Genomic DNA, 14,816 nt, shown 5'->3' on the forward strand with positions numbered 1-14,816 from the left:
GCGCTCTTGCCTCAGTAGCCCTTCGCGCGGTCCACCACGTTCTTCAGCGGCTGTCCCGCCTCAAACAGCCGGATGGCTTCCACAACCGTCTCCGCCGCGCGGGAGGGGTGGGTGATGCCGGCGATGTGCGGCGTCACGTGGATCCTGGGGTGCGCCCAGAAGGGATGGCCCGGCGGCAGCGGTTCGTCGGCGAAGACGTCCAGGCTGGCGCCCGCCAGATGCCCGCGGTCGATGGCCGGGATCAGGTCGGCCTCCGCCAGATGGCCGCCGCGCGCCGCGTTGATGACCACGGCCCCCTTCGGCAGCCGGGCGAACAGCTCGGCGTTCAGAATGTCGCGCGTGTCCTCCGTCAGCGGCAGCAGGCAGACCAGCAGGTCGCTTTGCCCGAGCATCGCGTGCAAGCCCTCCTCGCCGGTGAAGCTCTCCACGCCGGAAACGGTCTTGGGGGAGCGGCTCCAGCCCATGACCCGGTAGTCCATGCTGGCGAGCGTCCGGGCCGAGGCCACCCCAAGTTCCCCCAGCCCGAGGATGCCGATGCCGACCTCCGACGCCGGCCGGTGGCCGAGCGGCTCCCAGCGCCCTGCCTTCTGAAGCTCGGCGTAGGCGTCGAGCTTGCGTTCCCAGCGCAGCACCTGCATCGCGACGTAGCCCGCCATGTCCAGCGTCAGCCCGTCGGTCACCATGCGGACCAGCGGCACTTGCGGCAGGGTCGGGTCGAGCAGCAGCGCCTCCACCCCCGCGCCGAGCGAGACGATCAGCTTCAGGTTCGGCAGGCCCGCCAGCAGCCCGTGCGGCGGCTTCCAGACCAGCGCGTAGTCGATCTCCGCCGGATCGCCCATCTCCGGCCAGACGCGCACCTCCAGGTTCGGGGCGCGCTTGCGCAGCTCGCCCACCCAGCGGTCGGCGTTGTCGGAGGTGGAGCAGAAGAGAAGCGTCATTGGATACCCGCTGTTATGATTGGCGCGCCGAACGCGCGCCGAGACTGTCCGTGAGAAAGCCTTGCCCCGCCTGATCCTGTTTCACAAGCCCTATGGCGTGCTGCCGCAATTCACCGACCAGGAGGGCCGGGCGACGCTGGCCGACCATGTGCCGGTGAAGGGCGTCTATCCCGCCGGGCGGCTGGACCGCGACAGCGAGGGGCTGCTGGCGCTCAGCGACGACGGCCCGCTGATCGCCCGCATCGCCTCGCCCAAGCACAAACTGCCCAAGACCTACTGGGTGCAGGTGGAGGGCATCCCGACGGAGGAGGCGCTGGAGATCTTGCGGCGTGGCGTGACGCTGAACGACGGCCCGACGCTCCCCGCCGAGGCCCGCGCGATGGAGGAGCCCGCCGGGCTGTGGCCGCGCGACCCGCCCGTGCGCTACCGCGCCAGCATCCCGACGGGCTGGATCGCCCTGACCCTGCGCGAGGGCCGCAACCGCCAGGTCCGCCGCATGACCGCCGCCGTCGGATTCCCGACCTTGCGGCTGATCCGCTGGTCCATCGGCGACTGGACCCTGGACGGACTTGCGCCCGGCCAGTGGCGGGAGGTGCCGGTGCCTGGGGCAGGGGCGGGTGCGAAAACCGCTGCCGGCGCCCGTCCGGCCCGTCGGCCCGTCAGGTCCGCACCGCGTCGGACCTGACCGCCTCCAGGTTCAGGGCGGCGGCCAGCAGGGCGCGGGTGTAGTCCTGCTGGGGCTCCTCGAAGATGCGGCGGGTCGGCCCCTGTTCGACGACGCGCCCATCCTTCATGACGATGACATGGCTCGACAGCGCCCGCACGACGCGCAGGTCGTGGCTGATGAACAGGTAGGCCAGATTGTGCTTGGCCTGGATGTCGCGCAGCAGGTCCACGATCTGGGCCTGCACCGACATGTCCAGCGCGCTGGTCGGCTCGTCCAGCACCATGAATTTCGGCTTCAGCACCAGCGCGCGGGCGATGGCGATGCGCTGGCGCTGGCCGCCGGAGAATTCGTGCGGGTAGCGGTGCCGGTTGGCGGGGTCGAGCCCGACCTCCTCCAGCGCGGTGGCGACCATGCGGTCGCGCTCGGACCCGCTGCCGATTCCGTGGATCTTCAGCCCCTCGCCGATGATCTGGCCGACGGACATGCGCGGCGACAGGCTGCCGAAGGGGTCCTGGAAGACCACCTGCATCTGGCGGCGCAGGGGGCGCAGCCGCTTGGGCTGCCAACCCTGGATGTCCGTGCCATCGAAGCGGATCGCCCCCTCGCTGGCCTGCAGCCGCAGCAGCGCCAGCCCCAGCGTCGTCTTGCCGGAGCCGGATTCGCCGACCACCCCCACCGTGTGGCCCTGGCGGACCTCCACCGACACGCCGTCCACGGCGCGCACATGGTCCACGGTCCGGCGCAGCAGACCCTTCTTGATCGGGAAATAGACCTTCAGGCTGTCGGCGGCCATCACCTCCGGCGCGTCCGACGGCGGGTTGAGCGGGTTGCCGCGCGGCTCCGCCGCCAGCAGGCGCTGGGTGTAGGCGTGCTGCGGCCGGGCGAAGATGTCGGCGGCGGGCGCGCTCTCCACGATCTCGCCGTGGTTCATCACGCAGACGCGGTCGGCCATCTTGCGCACCACGCCCAGGTCGTGGGTGATCAGCAGCAGGGCCATGCCGAAGCGGCGCTGGAGGTCCTTCAGCAGCTCCAGGATCTGCGCCTGGATGGTGACGTCCAACGCGGTCGTCGGCTCGTCGGCGATCAGCAGGTCCGGCTCGTTGGCGAGCGCCATGGCGATCATCACGCGCTGGCGCTGCCCGCCCGACAGCTCGTGCGGGTAGGCGCCCAGCCGCTTCTCCGGGCTTGGCAGACCCACCAGCCGCAGCAGCTCCAGCGTCCGCTTGCGGGCCGCACTCCGCGTCAGCCCCTTGTGCAGGAACAGCGTCTCGGTGATCTGCCGCTCGATGGAGTGGAGCGGGTTCAGCGAGGTCATCGGCTCCTGGAAGATCATGGCGATGCGGTCGCCGCGCACCTCCCGCAGCACGCTTTCCTTGGCGCCCACCAGCTCGGCGTCGCGGAAGCGGATGGAGCCCTGCGGGTGCCGCGCCATCGGGTAGGGCAGGAGCTGGAGGATCGACAGCGCCGTCACCGACTTGCCGGACCCCGATTCGCCCACCAGCGCCAAGGTCTCTCCCTTGGCGATGTCGAAGGACACGCCCTTCACCGCCTGCATCGTCCCGCCGCCGGACCGGAACTCCACATGCAGGTTGCGGACGGAAAGGAGGGGTTCGGTCATGGGCTGTTCCGCCTTCTTGGGGACGTGAGGGAGGGACGCGTTGCAAACACCCTCTCCTGGGGGCGTTTGCTGCATCTGCGCACGCTGCCTTGCAACGAGTTGCCGACGGGGAACCACTTATCCGTCATCCCCGCGAAAGCGGGGATCCAGAAGCCTGCATAAGAATCCCTATGGCGGAGTCCTGGACCCCCGCTTTCGCGGGGGTGACGGGTAGGGGGCTGCCTTTCCCTCAACCGCTGCTTCGCCACGCCTTGGAACGGGAGCAACGGCTGCCGAATTGGAACCGACCTCGTCATTCCGCCGCCTGCTTGGCGGAGGTCTTGGTGGCCTCGTTGGCGGGGCTGGTGCCGGTGCCGAGCTGGGCGATGGTCTTGCGGGGGTCGAAGGCGTCGCGCACCGCCTCGCCGATGAAGATCAGCAGGCTCAGCATGATCGCCAGCACGAAGAAGGCGGTGAGGCCGAGCCAGGGCGCCTGGAGGTTCGCCTTGCCCTGGGCCAGCAGCTCGCCCAGGGATGGCGAACCGGGCGGCAGGCCGAAGCCCAGGAAGTCCAGCGCCGTCAGGGTGGTGATGGAGCCGTTCAGGATGAAGGGCATGAAGGTCAGCGTCGCCACCATGGCGTTGGGCAGCACGTGGCGAAGCATGATCGTGGTGTCGCCCGCACCCAGCGCGCGGGCCGCGCGCACGTAATCCAGGTTGCGCGCCCGCAGGAACTCCGCCCGCACCACGCTGACCAGCGCCGTCCAGGAGAAGAGCAGCAGCAGCCCCAGCAGCCACCAGAAGTTCGGCGTCACGATGCTGGACAGGATGATCAGCAGGAACAGGGTCGGCAGTCCCTGCCAGATCTCGATGAAGCGTTGGAACAGCAGGTCGGTCGTGCCGCCGAAATAGCCCTGCACGGCACCGGCCAGGATGCCGATGATGGAGGAGAAGAAAGTCAGCGCCAGCCCGAACAGCACCGAGATGCGGAAGCCGTAGATCAGCCGCGCCATCACGTCGCGCCCCTGGTCGTCGGTGCCCAGCCAGTTCTGGGCGGACGGCGGGGCCGGGGCGGGGACCAGCAGGTCGTAGTTGATGGTGCTGTAGCTGTAGGGGATCGGCGGCCAAAGGATCCAGCCCTTCTCCGCGATCAGCCCGGCGACGTAGGGATCGCGGTAGTCGGCCTCCGTCTCGAACTCGCCGCCGAAGACCGTCTCCGGGTAGCGGTTGAAGACGGGGGTGTAATAGGCGTCCTCGTACTTGATCAGCAGTGGCCGGTCGTTGGCGATGAACTCGGCGAAGAGCGTCACCAGGAAGAGCGCCAGGAAAATCCACAGGGACCAGAAGCCCCGCCGGTTCGCCCGGAAATTCGACAGGCGCCGGCGCGTCAGCGGGGTCACGCGCATGCCCAGGAAACGGTCGCCGCTGTAGGTTTCGGTCTTGGATGCGGAGGCCGCCATCACACCCTCCGCGATTCGAAATCGATGCGGGGATCGACCATCACATAGGTGATGTCGCCGATCAGGTTCATGATCAGCCCCAGCAGCGTGAAGAAGTAGAGCGTTCCGAACATCACGGGATAATCACGGTTGATCGCCGCCTCGAAGCCCAGCAGCCCCAGCCCGTCGAGCGAGAAGATCACCTCGATCAGCATGGAGCCGGTGAAGAGGATGCCGATGAAGGCGCCGGGAAAGCCGGCGATGACGATCAGCATGGCGTTGCGGAAGACATGTCCGTACAGAACGCGCCGCTCGGTCAGGCCCTTGGCGCGGGCGGTCACGACATACTGCTTCCCGACCTCCTCCAGAAAGGAGTTCTTGGTCAGCATCACCAGACCGGCGAAGCCGCCGATGACCATGGAGAAGACCGGCAGGGTCAGGTGCCAGAAATAATCGAGGATCTGCCGCCACCAGGGCAGGTCGCCCCAATTGTCGGATGTCAGCCCGCGCAAGGGGAACCAGTCGAGATAGCGCCCGCCCGCGAAGACGACGATCAGCAGCACGGCGAACAGGAAGCTGGGGATCGCGTAGCCGACGATGACGATGCCGCTGGTCCAGACGTCGAAGGGCTGCCCGTCGCGCACCGCCTTGGCGATGCCCAGGGGGATGGAGACCAGATAGACGATCAGCGTCGTCCACAGCCCCAGCGAGATGGATACGGGCATCTTCTCCAGCACGAGGTCCACCACGCTGCGGTCGCGGAAATAGCTGTTGCCGAAGTCGAAGACCAGATAGTTCGACATCATGTGGATGAAGCGCTCGTGCAGCGGCTTGTCGAAACCGAATTCGCGCTCGAGCTGCTTGATGAATTCCGGGTCGAGCCCCTGGGCGCCGCGGTAGCGTCCGCCGGGATCGTTGCTGCCGCCGGGTGCCTGGTTCTGGGCGCTGCCCCCGGCGTCTCCGGTGGCCGTGCCGCCGACGCGCGCCGTGGCATCCACCGCCGTGCCCTGGACCCGGGCGATCATCTGTTCGACCGGCCCGCCAGGGGCGATCTGAACGATCATGAAATTGATGACCATGATCCCGAACAGGGTCGGGATGATCAGCAGCAGGCGGCGGATGATGTAGGCCAGCATCGCGGTTGCCCGGGCCTCCCCTGATGATGTCTCGTCCGGCCTCGCGCCGGCCGGCTTGGCGTTCGTCCTTCACTCCTAGGGCGCAACCGACAGCAACGGCAACGGTTCCAAACGGAACGGCGCGGCATCGCCGGCCTCCGGCCAAGCCCACGCTTAAGGTAGGCGCCGGCTTGTGGCCATATCAAGGCGTACCATCGGCCGTATCCGCGGACCGGCGCCTCATTTCGCCTTGGCCGGGTCCAACCACCAGGTCGCCGGGAAGCCGTTGTTGCGGAAGGCGAGGTCGTATTTGGCGCTGGTCTCCGGCCAGCCGAAGACCGTGCGGTAGGCGACCCAGCTTTCCGGGTTGTACCAGTGCGGGATCATGTAGAAGCCCCAGAGCAGCACGCGGTCGAGCGCGCGGGTGGCGGCCTGCACCGATTCCAGGTCCTTGGCGGCGAGTGCCGCCTCGATCAGCGCGTCGGCCGCCGGTTCCCGGATGCCGGCGTAGTTGGCCGAGCCTTTGACCTCCGCCGACGCCGAGCCGAAATAGCTGCGCAGCTCGGTTCCCGGCGGGGTGAAGAAGTTGAAGTTCGCGATGACCACGTCGAAGTCGAATTCGTCGGTGCGGGCCTGGAACTGGGCCGTGTCCACGATCCGGTAGCTGGCGTCGATCCCGACCTTCCGCAGTGACTCCACATAGGGCTGGATGACGCGGGACAGCGCCCCGCTGCCGTCCAGGAACTCGATGGTCAGCGGCTCCCCGCTGCGGACGTTCGTCAGCTTGCCGTTGCGCTGCTCCCAGCCGGCCTCCCGGAACAGCCGCAGGGCCTCGCGCGTCTGGGCGCGGTTGTTGCCGGACCCGTCGGTGACCGGCGGCTCGAAGGGCTGGGTGAAGACCCGCTCCGGCAGCTTGCCGCGCCAGGGCTCCAGCAGGGCAAGCTCCTCCGGGGCCGGCGGCCCCTTGGCGCCGAAGCCGGAGTTCGGGAAGTTCGAGGTGGTGCGGCTGTACTGGCCGTAGAGGATGTTCTTCCGGATCCATTCGAAATCGAACAGGTAGCCCAGCGCCTCCCGCACCTTGGGGTCGGCGAACTTGGCGCGCCGTGTGTTCAGGCGGAAGCCCTGCGCGCCGAGCGGCAGTTCGCTGGCGATGGCCCGGCGTTCGACCCGGCCATCCTTCACCGCGGGGAAGTCGTAGCCGATGGTCCAGCGTTGTGCCCGGTTCTCCGCCCGGAAATCATAGGCGCCGGCCTTAAAGGCCTCGAACATCACGTCGTCGTCGCGGTAAAAATCGACCTTCACGGTGCCGAAATTGTTGAAGCCCCGCGTGGTGGGCAGGTCCTTGCCCCAATAATCGGCCACCCGCTCGTAGCTGATGGAGCGGCCGGGATCGACCGAGGCGATGCGGTAGGGGCCGCTGCCAAGAGGCGGCTCAAGCGTCGTCTTGGAGATGTCGCGCCCGTTCGCCGTCCACCAATGTTTCGGCTGCGGAACGATGGAGGTCGCGAAATCGAGGATCGGCTTGATCTCGCCCCGGGTCTTCAGGGCGATGCGGACGCTGCGCGGGTCCGGCGCCTCCACCCGCTCCACCCGGTCCAGGAAGCTGCGCAGGAAGGGCGAACCGTGCGCCTGGATGGAGTCCCAGGCGAAGACCACGTCGCCCGCCGTGATGGGCGTGCCGTCGTGCCAGCGCGCCTTGTCGCGCAGCCGGAAGACCGCCCAGCTCCGGTCCTCGGCCAACTCCACGCTTTCCGCCAGCACGCCATAGGCGGCGTCCAGCTCCCAGCCGGACCCGGTCATCAGCGGGTCGGCGATCAGCCCCAGCGTGCGCGGGATGACGCCGCGCAGGATGATCGGGTTCAGGCTGTCGAAGCTGCCGGGTGCCGCCAGCGTGACGGCGCCGCCCTTGGGCGCGTCCGGGTTCGCATGCGGGAAATGGGTGAAGCCCGGCTTGAACATGGGTTCCCCGAACTGCTTCAGCGCCTGCACGGTCTCGGCCCCGGCCAGCCCGGCTGGTTGGGCGCCGGACAGGGCGAAGGCGGTGAGCATCACGGCAAGGGCACGGCGCATCGGCAGTCCTTCGGAAGGGAAAGGGCCTTTCCGATAGATCGCCACGTCCGCGCCGAGGTCAAGCGCCTTGCGCGCCGCCTTCGGTGGCGAAGCCCTTGCGCAGCATCTCCTGCCAGTGGCCGGCCATGCGCTTGGAAAGCTGGGCGTAGCGGCGGTCGGTCCGCATGATCTTGCGCACGGCCTTGGCGTTGCGCGGATCGGCCAGCATCCACTGCTCGGCCGCCTCCTTGTGCTCGGGATGGAGCGACAGGAGATAGACCGCGGCCTGCTCCGCGCCGGATATCCGCTCCTCCTTCAGCCCTTCCAGGATCGCGGCGACGTAGAGCGGCAGCACGCGGCGGAAGTCGCCGGGACCCTGCTCGGAATCGGGGCTCTCCTCCGCCGTCTCGTTCAGCATGGCGCGGCGCTCGGCGGCGGGCAGGGCGAAGAAGGCGTCGAGACCCAGCATCAGGTCGCAGACCGTCTTCTTGCGGACGAGCCAGTTCGGCCCGTCCACGACGCGGTCGGACAGGGACTTCAGGAAGGGATGAAGCCGTTCCGGCGAGGTTTCGAAGACGGAACGGGCGGGGGTGGGGATGGCGGTCATTTCGGTTCCAAAACGGAGGATCAGCCGGCAAGCGCCTTCAGCGCCTCGGCGTGGAGCGCCGGGCCGCCGGCGGCAACCACGCGGCCGTTCGAATCGGCGTCGAGCGGGCGGCCCTGCCAGTCGGTCATCAGCCCGCCGGCCCCGGTCACCACCGGTACCAGCGCCGCGAAGTCGTACAGCTTCAGCCCCGATTCGATGACGAGGTCGTAGAATCCCGCCGCCAGCAGCCCGTAGCTGTAGCAGTCGCCGCCATAGACGGTGACCTTGGCCGCCGCGTCCACCCGCCGGAAGGCGGCGAGATCGCCGCCGGGAAACAGGTCGGGGGAGGTGGTGCCGAGCGTCGCCGCAGCCAGCCCGGCGGGACAGGGGCGAACCGACGCCGGTGCGCCGTTGAAGGTCGTCCGGCGGCCGGCGGCGCCGACCCAGCGGTCGCCGGTGACCGGCTGGTCGATGACTCCGAGCACCGGCCGGCCATGGCGCAGCAGGGCGACCAGCGTGCCGAAGATCGGGCGTCCGGTGATGAAGGATTTGGTGCCGTCGATGGGGTCGATGACCCAGACCCATTCGGCGTCGAGGTTCCTGGTCCCGAACTCTTCACCGTAGATGCCGTCGTCCGGCCGCTCCGCCTCGATGATCGCGCGGATGGCGCGTTCGGCCTCGCGGTCGGCGATGGTGACGGGGGACTGGTCGGCCTTGTCGTCCACGGCGACGGGCGTGCGGAAATACTGGCGAATCACGCTGCCGCTGGATTCGACCATGCGCAGGGCAAGCTGCACGAACTGGTCGGGACAGGACTCGGTCATCACGGCACCGCTCGGTTGTGGATGGGGCTCGGGGGAAGGGTGGCGCATCCTAATCGCCGTCGCGGCCCCCGCAAACAAGGAAAGGCAGTCCCCAGCGCCATCCTCTTTCCGCGGCGGCATGGCTGTGGCAGCCTCTCTCCCATGACCCAGCGACTGAACAAATACGCGGGCGGCCCGATCGATCGCGCCGCCCACCGCCGCAAGGACCCGGATTGGCTGGCCGACGCGCAGGCCTCGCCACGGGCGCGCGCGCTGGTCGTCTCCGGCGGGCGCAGCCTCGTCGGCGGCCCAGCGGAAGCGCCGCGCGCCGTCTTCCTGCCGCTGCCGGTCGGTTTCGAGACAGCGCCCGTCTTCCTCGGGCTGGCCGACGGCGCGCCGCTTTTCGCGCTGGACCTGTCGGCGGATCTCAAGGGGCTGGAGGCGCCGGAGGAGCATCCGGCACTGGCGGGCCACGGGCGCTTCGAGGATCTGCGGGCCGTCGGCCCGCTGATGCCGGATGGCGAGGCGTCGCTCTGCGCCTACGCCCGCGGCATCACCTGGTGGAACGCGCGCCATCATTTCTGCGGCGTCTGCGGCGCCCCCGCCGAAGGGGGCGAGGGCGGCCATGTCCGGCTCTGCACCAACCCGGACTGCGGCACGCACCATTTCCCGCGCACCGACCCCGCCGTGATCATGCTGGTCCATGACGGGGCCGACCGCGTGGTGCTCGGCCGGAACGCGCGCTTCCCGCCCGGCATGCATTCCGTGCTGGCCGGCTTCGTGGAGACAGGCGAGGCCTTGGAGGAGGCGGTCGCGCGCGAGGTGATGGAGGAGGTCGGCCTTCCGGTGACGGACGTCCAGTATCACTCCTCCCAGCCCTGGCCCTTCCCGGCTTCCATCATGCTGGGCTTCTCGGCGCGGGCGGTCAGCCTGGACATCCGGGTGGACGAGAACGAGCTGGAATCGGCGCGCTGGTTCACGCGCGATTTCCTGCGCGACGTCACCAGCCGCGGCACGAACGGCGAGGAGTTCCGCCTGCCGCGCCAGGACTCCATCGCGCGGCGCCTGCTGGACGAGTGGATCGCGGAGGAATAAGGGGCGTCAGCCGAGGTCGGGGTGCGGGCCTTCGCCGGGCCAGAAATCCCGGTCGAGCGCCCGCGCGCCGTAGGGATTGGCGTGCGGGAATTTGGCGGCGGGCAGGCCGGTTTCCAGAATGGCCTGCCGCCGGGCGCGGTCGTAGAATGTCGCCTCCCCGGCCAAGCTCTCAAGCACAGGACGCAGGCTCGGGCTTTCCTCGACCAGATCCTCGATGCGCGCGCGCTGTTCCGCGATGGTGCCGAGCCAGCTTCCCATGCGCAGGCCGGACTGGAACTCGTATTTCAGGAGATGGGCGAGCAGCACTTCCAGGCGGCTGCGCAGATCCTGGCGCTGGCGCTTGCCCATGTCCTCCAGCTCTTCGGCGAGATTGCCGTGATCGACCTCCCCGATCCGGCCGGACCGGAGCAAAGCCGCCTGGCGGTCGATCCAAAGGGCGAAATCCGCCTCGTACAGCTCCCCGCGCGCCGTATCGGCGGTGGAGGAGCCGGCGACGGGGCGGGGCGCGATCTTCGTCATGGGCTCAATATAGGCCCGTCAGCGGGCCGCGTCACCCGCGCCCGGAAGCCGTGACGGGCGGACAAGCGTCTCAGTCCTCGCCCTGCATCTGGCTTTCCTGGTGCCGGAAAGGGTTGGCGGGGTAGACGCCGAGGATCTTCACCTCGCGGGCGAAGAAGGACAGCTCCTCCAGCGCGAGCTGGAGGGAACGTTCGTCGGGGTGGCCCTCGACGTCCACGTAGAACTGGGCGGCCGTGAAGCGGCCGTTGATCATGTAGCTTTCCAGCTTCGTCATGTTGATGCCGTTGGTGGCGAAGCCGCCCAGCGCCTTGTAGAGGGCGGCGGGCACGCTGCGCACCCGGAAGACGAAGGTGGTCATGATGGTGCCGGAGCCGGCGGGCGGGATCTTCGGCTCGCGCGCCAGGATCAGGAAGCGGGTGGTGTTGTGCTGAGCGTCCTCGATGTCCGCCTTCAGGATGTCGAGCCCGTAGATCTCCGCGGCGAGCGAGGAGGCGATGGCGGCGTGCTGCGGGTCGTTCAGCTTGGCGATCTCGGCTGCGGCCCCGGCCGTGTCGGCGTGGGTGATGGCCTTCAACCCCAGCTCGCGCGTGGTGTTCTGGCACTGGGACAGCGCCTGGATGTGGCTGCGCACCGTCTTCAGCCCGGCGAGCGTCGCCCCCTTCGGCGCGAGGAGCTGATGGCGGACCCGGTGGAAATGCTCGCCGATGATGTGCAGCCCGCCTTCCGGCAGGAGATAGTGGTTGTCCGCGACGCGCCCGGCCAGCGAGTTCTCCACCGGGATCATGGCGAGTGCCGCCCGCCCGTCGCGCACGGCGGCGAAGGCGTCGTCGAACGTCGCGCAGGGCAGGGTGGTCATGTCCGGGAAGACCGTCCGGCAGGACAGGTCGGAATAGGCCCCGTGGAAGCCCTGGAAGGCGATGACGTTCGAGTTCGGCATGGGGAAGGGTCTTTTGAAAAAGAGTGTCTCAGGCGCGGCCGGCGAGGATCGCGCGGGCGCGCTCCAGGTCGGCGGGAGTATCGACACCCAGCGGAACCGCGTCAACGACGGCCGCGTCGATCCGCATGCCGGCGGCGAGCGCGCGCAGCTGCTCCAGCCGCTCGCGTTGCTCCAGCACCGAGGGCGGCAGCCCGACGAAGCGCTCCAGCGCGGCGCGGCGATAGGCGTAGAGGCCGATGTGGTGATAGAGCGGCCCCTCGCCGGTGGGGGCGGTGGCGCGGGTGAAATAGAGCGCGCGGCCCACCCGGTCGCCCGGCGCCAGCTCCAGCACCGCCTTCACCACGTTGGGGTCGGTGCGCTCCTCCTCCCGCGCGATCGGCACGGCCAGCGTCGCGATGTCCACGGCCGCCTGGGCCAGGGGGGAGAAGGCGGCGCGCACCGTCTCCGTCTCCACCGTTGGCAGGTCGCCCTGCACGTTGACGACGGCGTCGTGCCGCCCGTCCGGGTCGATCAGCCGCAACGCTTCGAAGATGCGGTCGGAGCCCGAGGGATGGTCGGGCCTCGTCAGCACGGCGCGCCCGCCGGCGGCTTCCACGGCCGCCACGATCTCCGGCTCGGCGGCGGCCACCAGCACCGGGCCGATGCCCGCCTCCATGGCGCGGCGCCAGCACTGGACGATCATCGGCGCGCCCGCGATGTCGGCGAGCGGCTTGCCCGGCAGGCGGGTCGAGGCCATGCGGGCGGGAATGATGACGATTGGATTGCTTGGGGGATTGGCCGGAGTGCCGGCCGGGGTGCCGTTCGGAGCACGGGTCGCGGAAGCCATGGCGCGGTCGCCCTGAATTGTGTGGCGGGAGGGGCAAAAGGTCGCGGGCGGTGAACCACGGATCCCTCTTCCCGTCAAGGTTCGGAAAGGCTACATAGGGCGCGCGCGGTCGGAATCGGCCGGCAGGAGGCCGGGCCGGTGACAACCTGTTTTCCAAGCGCTATGGTGCCGCCAAACGCCTTAACACCGGCCAGTCAGCCTCTGGCTTAAAGTCACGGAAGGGATTTGAGACGCGATGAGCATGGAGTGGAACAAGGCATTCGGCGCCGTGCTGCTGGCGGGTTTGATCGCCATGATGTGCGGTTTCGTCGCCGAACTGCTGGTGCACGCGGAGACGCCGGAAAAGAACGCCTACGCGGTTCCGATCCCCGAGGGCATGAGCCAGACCGCCGCCGCCGGTGACGCCCCGGCCGGCCCGGCCCCGATCGAGCCGCTGCTCGCCAGCGCCGACCCGGCCGCCGGCCAGAACGTGGCGAAGGCCTGCGCCTCCTGCCACAGCTTCGAAAAGGGCGCCGCCAACAAGGTCGGCCCGAACCTTTACGGCGTCGTCGGCTCCAAGCATGGCCACGTGGAAGGCTTCGCCTATTCCGACGCCATCAAGGGCAAGGAAGGCAACTGGGATTACGCCGGCCTGAACGAGTTCCTGTACAACCCCAAGGCCTACGCGCCGGGCACCAAGATGACCTACGCCGGCCTGAAGAAGGACCAGGACCGCGCGAACCTCATCGCCTACCTGCGCAGCCTGAGCGACAGCCCGGTCCCGCTGCCGCAGTGAGCGGGGCGGCGCACAAGGGCTCCGGACATGAAAACGGCCGCCGAAAGGCGGCCGTTTTTCGTTTGGGCTTTTTTCAAAGCGTGAAAAAGCCGGTCAGAGCGGGCGTCGGGCCTTCATCGCGGCCATCAGCGTGCCATCGTCCAGATAGTCCAGCTCGCCGCCGACCGGCACGCCGTGCGCCAGGCGCGAGATGGAGACCTCCGCCCCGGCCAGCCGGTCGGTCACGACATGGGCGGTGGTCTGCCCGTCCACCGTGGCGTTCAGCGCCAGGATGATCTCCTTGACCTCGGCGCTCTTGGCGCGCTCCACCAGCGACGGGATGTTGAGGTCGTCCGGCCCGACGCCCTGCAAGGCCGACAGCGTCCCGCCCAGCACATGGTAGGTGCCGCGGAAGGCGCGCGAGCGCTCCAACGCCCAGAGGTCGCCGGCATCCTCCACCACGCAGATGGTCGAGCGGTCGCGCGTCGGGTCGGCGCAGACGCTGCACGGGTTCCGGCTGTCCAGGTTGCCGCAGACCGAGCAGTTGCGGATCGATTCGCCGGCCAGCGCCATCGCCTCCGACAGGGGCACCAGCAGGCTGTCCCGCCGCTTCATCAGATGCAGCGCCGCCCGCCGCGCCGACCGCGGCCCCAGCCCCGGCAGCTTGGACAGGAGCTGAATCAGCCGCTCGATTTCTTGTCCGATCATGAGGTCTTCTTACCGGGAAGCGATGATAGGGCGAGCGCGGGCCGGCAAGCGTTCGAGCACGCGCGTCGCGGGGGGCGGGGACACCTGGGTGAAGCCGCCGCCGTCTACGCGCGTTTATATATATGTCTTTCGAGGGTAAATTCAAAGGCGGTGGGGCCGCGCTTTTGCTCCCTCTGGTCAGAGGGGCAGCAGCGGCCGCATAGGCTGCTCTACAGTAGACAGCCAAAAAAACTGCTTTCCCGTCATCCTCGCGAAAGCGGGGATCGAGAAGGCTGCGGGTCGAACGCTGTGGAAGAGTGTTCTGGACCCCCGCGTCAGCGCAAACTTCGTTTGCGCTGACGCGGCAGGCGAATGCCCGTGGCATTCGCCGAGAGCGTTTCGCGGGGGTGACGGTTAAGTGCCTGTATATGCTCAACTGCTGTGTCGCAATGTATGCGACGCAGCAGCCGAAGACCGATCAGAACGGCAGCTTGATGCCCGGCGGCAGCTTCAGGCCGCCCATCAGCTTGGAGGTCTCCTCGGCCACCTGCTGCTCGACCTTGTTCTTGGCATCGTTGAAGGCGGCGACGATGAGGTCTTCCAGGACCTCGATGTCCTCGGGGTCGACCACGCCCTTGTCGAGCTTGATCTTCTTCATCTCGCTCTTGCCGTTCACCGTCACGGTGACCATGCCGGCGCCGGACTGGCCCGTCACCTCGATGTCGCCCAGCCGAGACTGCATCTCCTGCATCTTGGCCTGCATCTGCTGGGCCTGCTTCATCATCTCGCCGAGGTTCTTCATGGG

Annotated in this window: 15 protein-coding genes; 3 read left to right on the top strand and 12 right to left on the bottom strand. The window is 68.6% G+C overall.

What is annotated here, in order from left to right; all coding sequences use genetic code 11:
* Positions 1–11 precede the first annotated feature (11 nt).
* Positions 12–938: a glyoxylate/hydroxypyruvate reductase A gene (locus tag JUB11_RS08090; RefSeq protein ID WP_207458013.1), complete on the bottom strand. Its 927-nt coding sequence runs from the start codon at positions 936–938 to the stop codon at positions 12–14.
* Between the two features lie 61 nt (positions 939–999).
* Here JUB11_RS08090 and JUB11_RS08095 point away from each other — a divergent pair, with 61 nt between their 5' ends.
* Positions 1,000–1,623, top strand: a complete 624-nt coding sequence (locus JUB11_RS08095) for a pseudouridine synthase (protein ID WP_207458014.1) — start codon at positions 1,000–1,002, stop codon at positions 1,621–1,623.
* Here JUB11_RS08095 and JUB11_RS08100 read toward each other — a convergent pair.
* The 6 genes from JUB11_RS08100 to hisN form a co-directional block, all read right to left on the bottom strand.
* Positions 1,598–3,223: an ABC transporter ATP-binding protein gene (locus JUB11_RS08100; protein ID WP_207458015.1), complete on the bottom strand. Its 1,626-nt coding sequence runs from the start codon at positions 3,221–3,223 to the stop codon at positions 1,598–1,600. The two genes, JUB11_RS08095 and JUB11_RS08100, sit on opposite strands and share 26 nt — an antisense overlap.
* A 292-nt stretch (positions 3,224–3,515) precedes the next feature.
* Positions 3,516–4,607 carry an ABC transporter permease gene (locus JUB11_RS08105; protein WP_207458133.1) on the bottom strand — a complete coding sequence of 364 codons (1,092 nt, stop codon included), beginning with the start codon at positions 4,605–4,607 and terminating at the stop codon, positions 3,516–3,518.
* Positions 4,608–4,660: 53 nt separating this feature from the next.
* Complete coding sequence (locus JUB11_RS08110; RefSeq protein WP_207458016.1) at positions 4,661–5,776, bottom strand: microcin C ABC transporter permease YejB; 1,116 nt, start codon at positions 5,774–5,776, stop codon at positions 4,661–4,663.
* Positions 5,777–5,995: 219 nt separating this feature from the next.
* Positions 5,996–7,825, bottom strand: a complete 1,830-nt coding sequence (locus tag JUB11_RS08115; RefSeq protein WP_207458017.1) for an extracellular solute-binding protein — start codon at positions 7,823–7,825, stop codon at positions 5,996–5,998.
* 58 nt (positions 7,826–7,883) lie between these two features.
* Complete coding sequence (locus tag JUB11_RS08120) at positions 7,884–8,411, bottom strand: hypothetical protein (RefSeq protein ID WP_207458018.1); 528 nt, start codon at positions 8,409–8,411, stop codon at positions 7,884–7,886.
* 20 nt (positions 8,412–8,431) lie between these two features.
* A complete protein-coding gene (gene hisN / locus JUB11_RS08125; protein ID WP_207458019.1) occupies positions 8,432–9,214 on the bottom strand; it encodes a histidinol-phosphatase in 783 nt (260 codons plus the stop codon).
* 141 nt (positions 9,215–9,355) lie between these two features.
* Here hisN and nudC point away from each other — a divergent pair, with 141 nt between their 5' ends.
* Complete coding sequence (nudC, locus tag JUB11_RS08130; protein ID WP_207458020.1) at positions 9,356–10,288, top strand: NAD(+) diphosphatase; 933 nt, start codon at positions 9,356–9,358, stop codon at positions 10,286–10,288.
* Positions 10,289–10,294: 6 nt separating this feature from the next.
* Here nudC and JUB11_RS08135 read toward each other — a convergent pair whose 3' ends face one another.
* The 3 genes from JUB11_RS08135 to JUB11_RS08145 form a co-directional block, all read right to left on the bottom strand.
* Positions 10,295–10,807: a DUF29 domain-containing protein gene (locus JUB11_RS08135; protein WP_207458021.1), complete on the bottom strand. Its 513-nt coding sequence runs from the start codon at positions 10,805–10,807 to the stop codon at positions 10,295–10,297.
* Between the two features lie 70 nt (positions 10,808–10,877).
* On the bottom strand, positions 10,878–11,744 hold the full coding sequence (locus JUB11_RS08140) for a prephenate dehydratase (RefSeq protein ID WP_207458022.1): 867 nt from the start codon (positions 11,742–11,744) through the stop codon (positions 10,878–10,880).
* A gap of 28 nt (positions 11,745–11,772) precedes the next feature.
* Entirely contained in the window at positions 11,773–12,570 is a 798-nt protein-coding gene (locus JUB11_RS08145) for a 3-deoxy-manno-octulosonate cytidylyltransferase (RefSeq protein WP_207458023.1), read from the bottom strand.
* A gap of 235 nt (positions 12,571–12,805) precedes the next feature.
* On the opposite strand from JUB11_RS08145, the gene JUB11_RS08150 reads away from it, so the two are divergent.
* A complete protein-coding gene (locus JUB11_RS08150) occupies positions 12,806–13,345 on the top strand; it encodes a cytochrome c family protein (protein ID WP_207458024.1) in 540 nt (179 codons plus the stop codon).
* Between the two features lie 93 nt (positions 13,346–13,438).
* On the opposite strand, the gene recR is transcribed toward JUB11_RS08150, so the two are convergent.
* A complete protein-coding gene (gene recR, locus JUB11_RS08155) occupies positions 13,439–14,032 on the bottom strand; it encodes a recombination mediator RecR (protein ID WP_207458025.1) in 594 nt (197 codons plus the stop codon).
* A 457-nt stretch (positions 14,033–14,489) separates the two neighbouring features.
* A complete protein-coding gene (locus JUB11_RS08160) occupies positions 14,490–14,813 on the bottom strand; it encodes a YbaB/EbfC family nucleoid-associated protein (protein ID WP_207458026.1) in 324 nt (107 codons plus the stop codon).
* Positions 14,814–14,816: the final 3 nt, after the last annotated feature.

Origin of the sequence: Azospirillum sp. SYSU D00513 (genome assembly GCF_017356015.1) — a bacterium.
Classification (GTDB): Bacteria; Pseudomonadota; Alphaproteobacteria; order Azospirillales; family Azospirillaceae; genus Azospirillum.

What these genes read in the sequence shown, in the direction of transcription:
- JUB11_RS08090 (WP_207458013.1), bottom strand. Translation starts at nt 938, where the DNA reads ATGACGCTTCTCTTCTGCTCCACCTCCGACAACGCCGACCGCTGGGTG.
- JUB11_RS08100 (WP_207458015.1), bottom strand. Translation starts at nt 3,223, where the DNA reads ATGACCGAACCCCTCCTTTCCGTCCGCAACCTGCATGTGGAGTTCCGG.
- JUB11_RS08105 (WP_207458133.1), bottom strand. Translation starts at nt 4,607, where the DNA reads ATGCGCGTGACCCCGCTGACGCGCCGGCGCCTGTCGAATTTCCGGGCG.
- JUB11_RS08110 (WP_207458016.1), bottom strand. Translation starts at nt 5,776, where the DNA reads ATGCTGGCCTACATCATCCGCCGCCTGCTGCTGATCATCCCGACCCTG.
- JUB11_RS08115 (WP_207458017.1), bottom strand. Translation starts at nt 7,825, where the DNA reads ATGCGCCGTGCCCTTGCCGTGATGCTCACCGCCTTCGCCCTGTCCGGC.
- JUB11_RS08120 (WP_207458018.1), bottom strand. Translation starts at nt 8,411, where the DNA reads ATGACCGCCATCCCCACCCCCGCCCGTTCCGTCTTCGAAACCTCGCCG.
- hisN (WP_207458019.1), bottom strand. Translation starts at nt 9,214, where the DNA reads ATGACCGAGTCCTGTCCCGACCAGTTCGTGCAGCTTGCCCTGCGCATG.
- nudC (WP_207458020.1), top strand. Translation starts at nt 9,356, where the DNA reads ATGACCCAGCGACTGAACAAATACGCGGGCGGCCCGATCGATCGCGCC.
- JUB11_RS08135 (WP_207458021.1), bottom strand. Translation starts at nt 10,807, where the DNA reads ATGACGAAGATCGCGCCCCGCCCCGTCGCCGGCTCCTCCACCGCCGAT.
- JUB11_RS08140 (WP_207458022.1), bottom strand. Translation starts at nt 11,744, where the DNA reads ATGCCGAACTCGAACGTCATCGCCTTCCAGGGCTTCCACGGGGCCTAT.
- JUB11_RS08145 (WP_207458023.1), bottom strand. Translation starts at nt 12,570, where the DNA reads ATGGCTTCCGCGACCCGTGCTCCGAACGGCACCCCGGCCGGCACTCCG.
- JUB11_RS08150 (WP_207458024.1), top strand. Translation starts at nt 12,806, where the DNA reads ATGAGCATGGAGTGGAACAAGGCATTCGGCGCCGTGCTGCTGGCGGGT.
- recR (WP_207458025.1), bottom strand. Translation starts at nt 14,032, where the DNA reads ATGATCGGACAAGAAATCGAGCGGCTGATTCAGCTCCTGTCCAAGCTG.
- JUB11_RS08160 (WP_207458026.1), bottom strand. Translation starts at nt 14,813, where the DNA reads ATGAAGAACCTCGGCGAGATGATGAAGCAGGCCCAGCAGATGCAGGCC.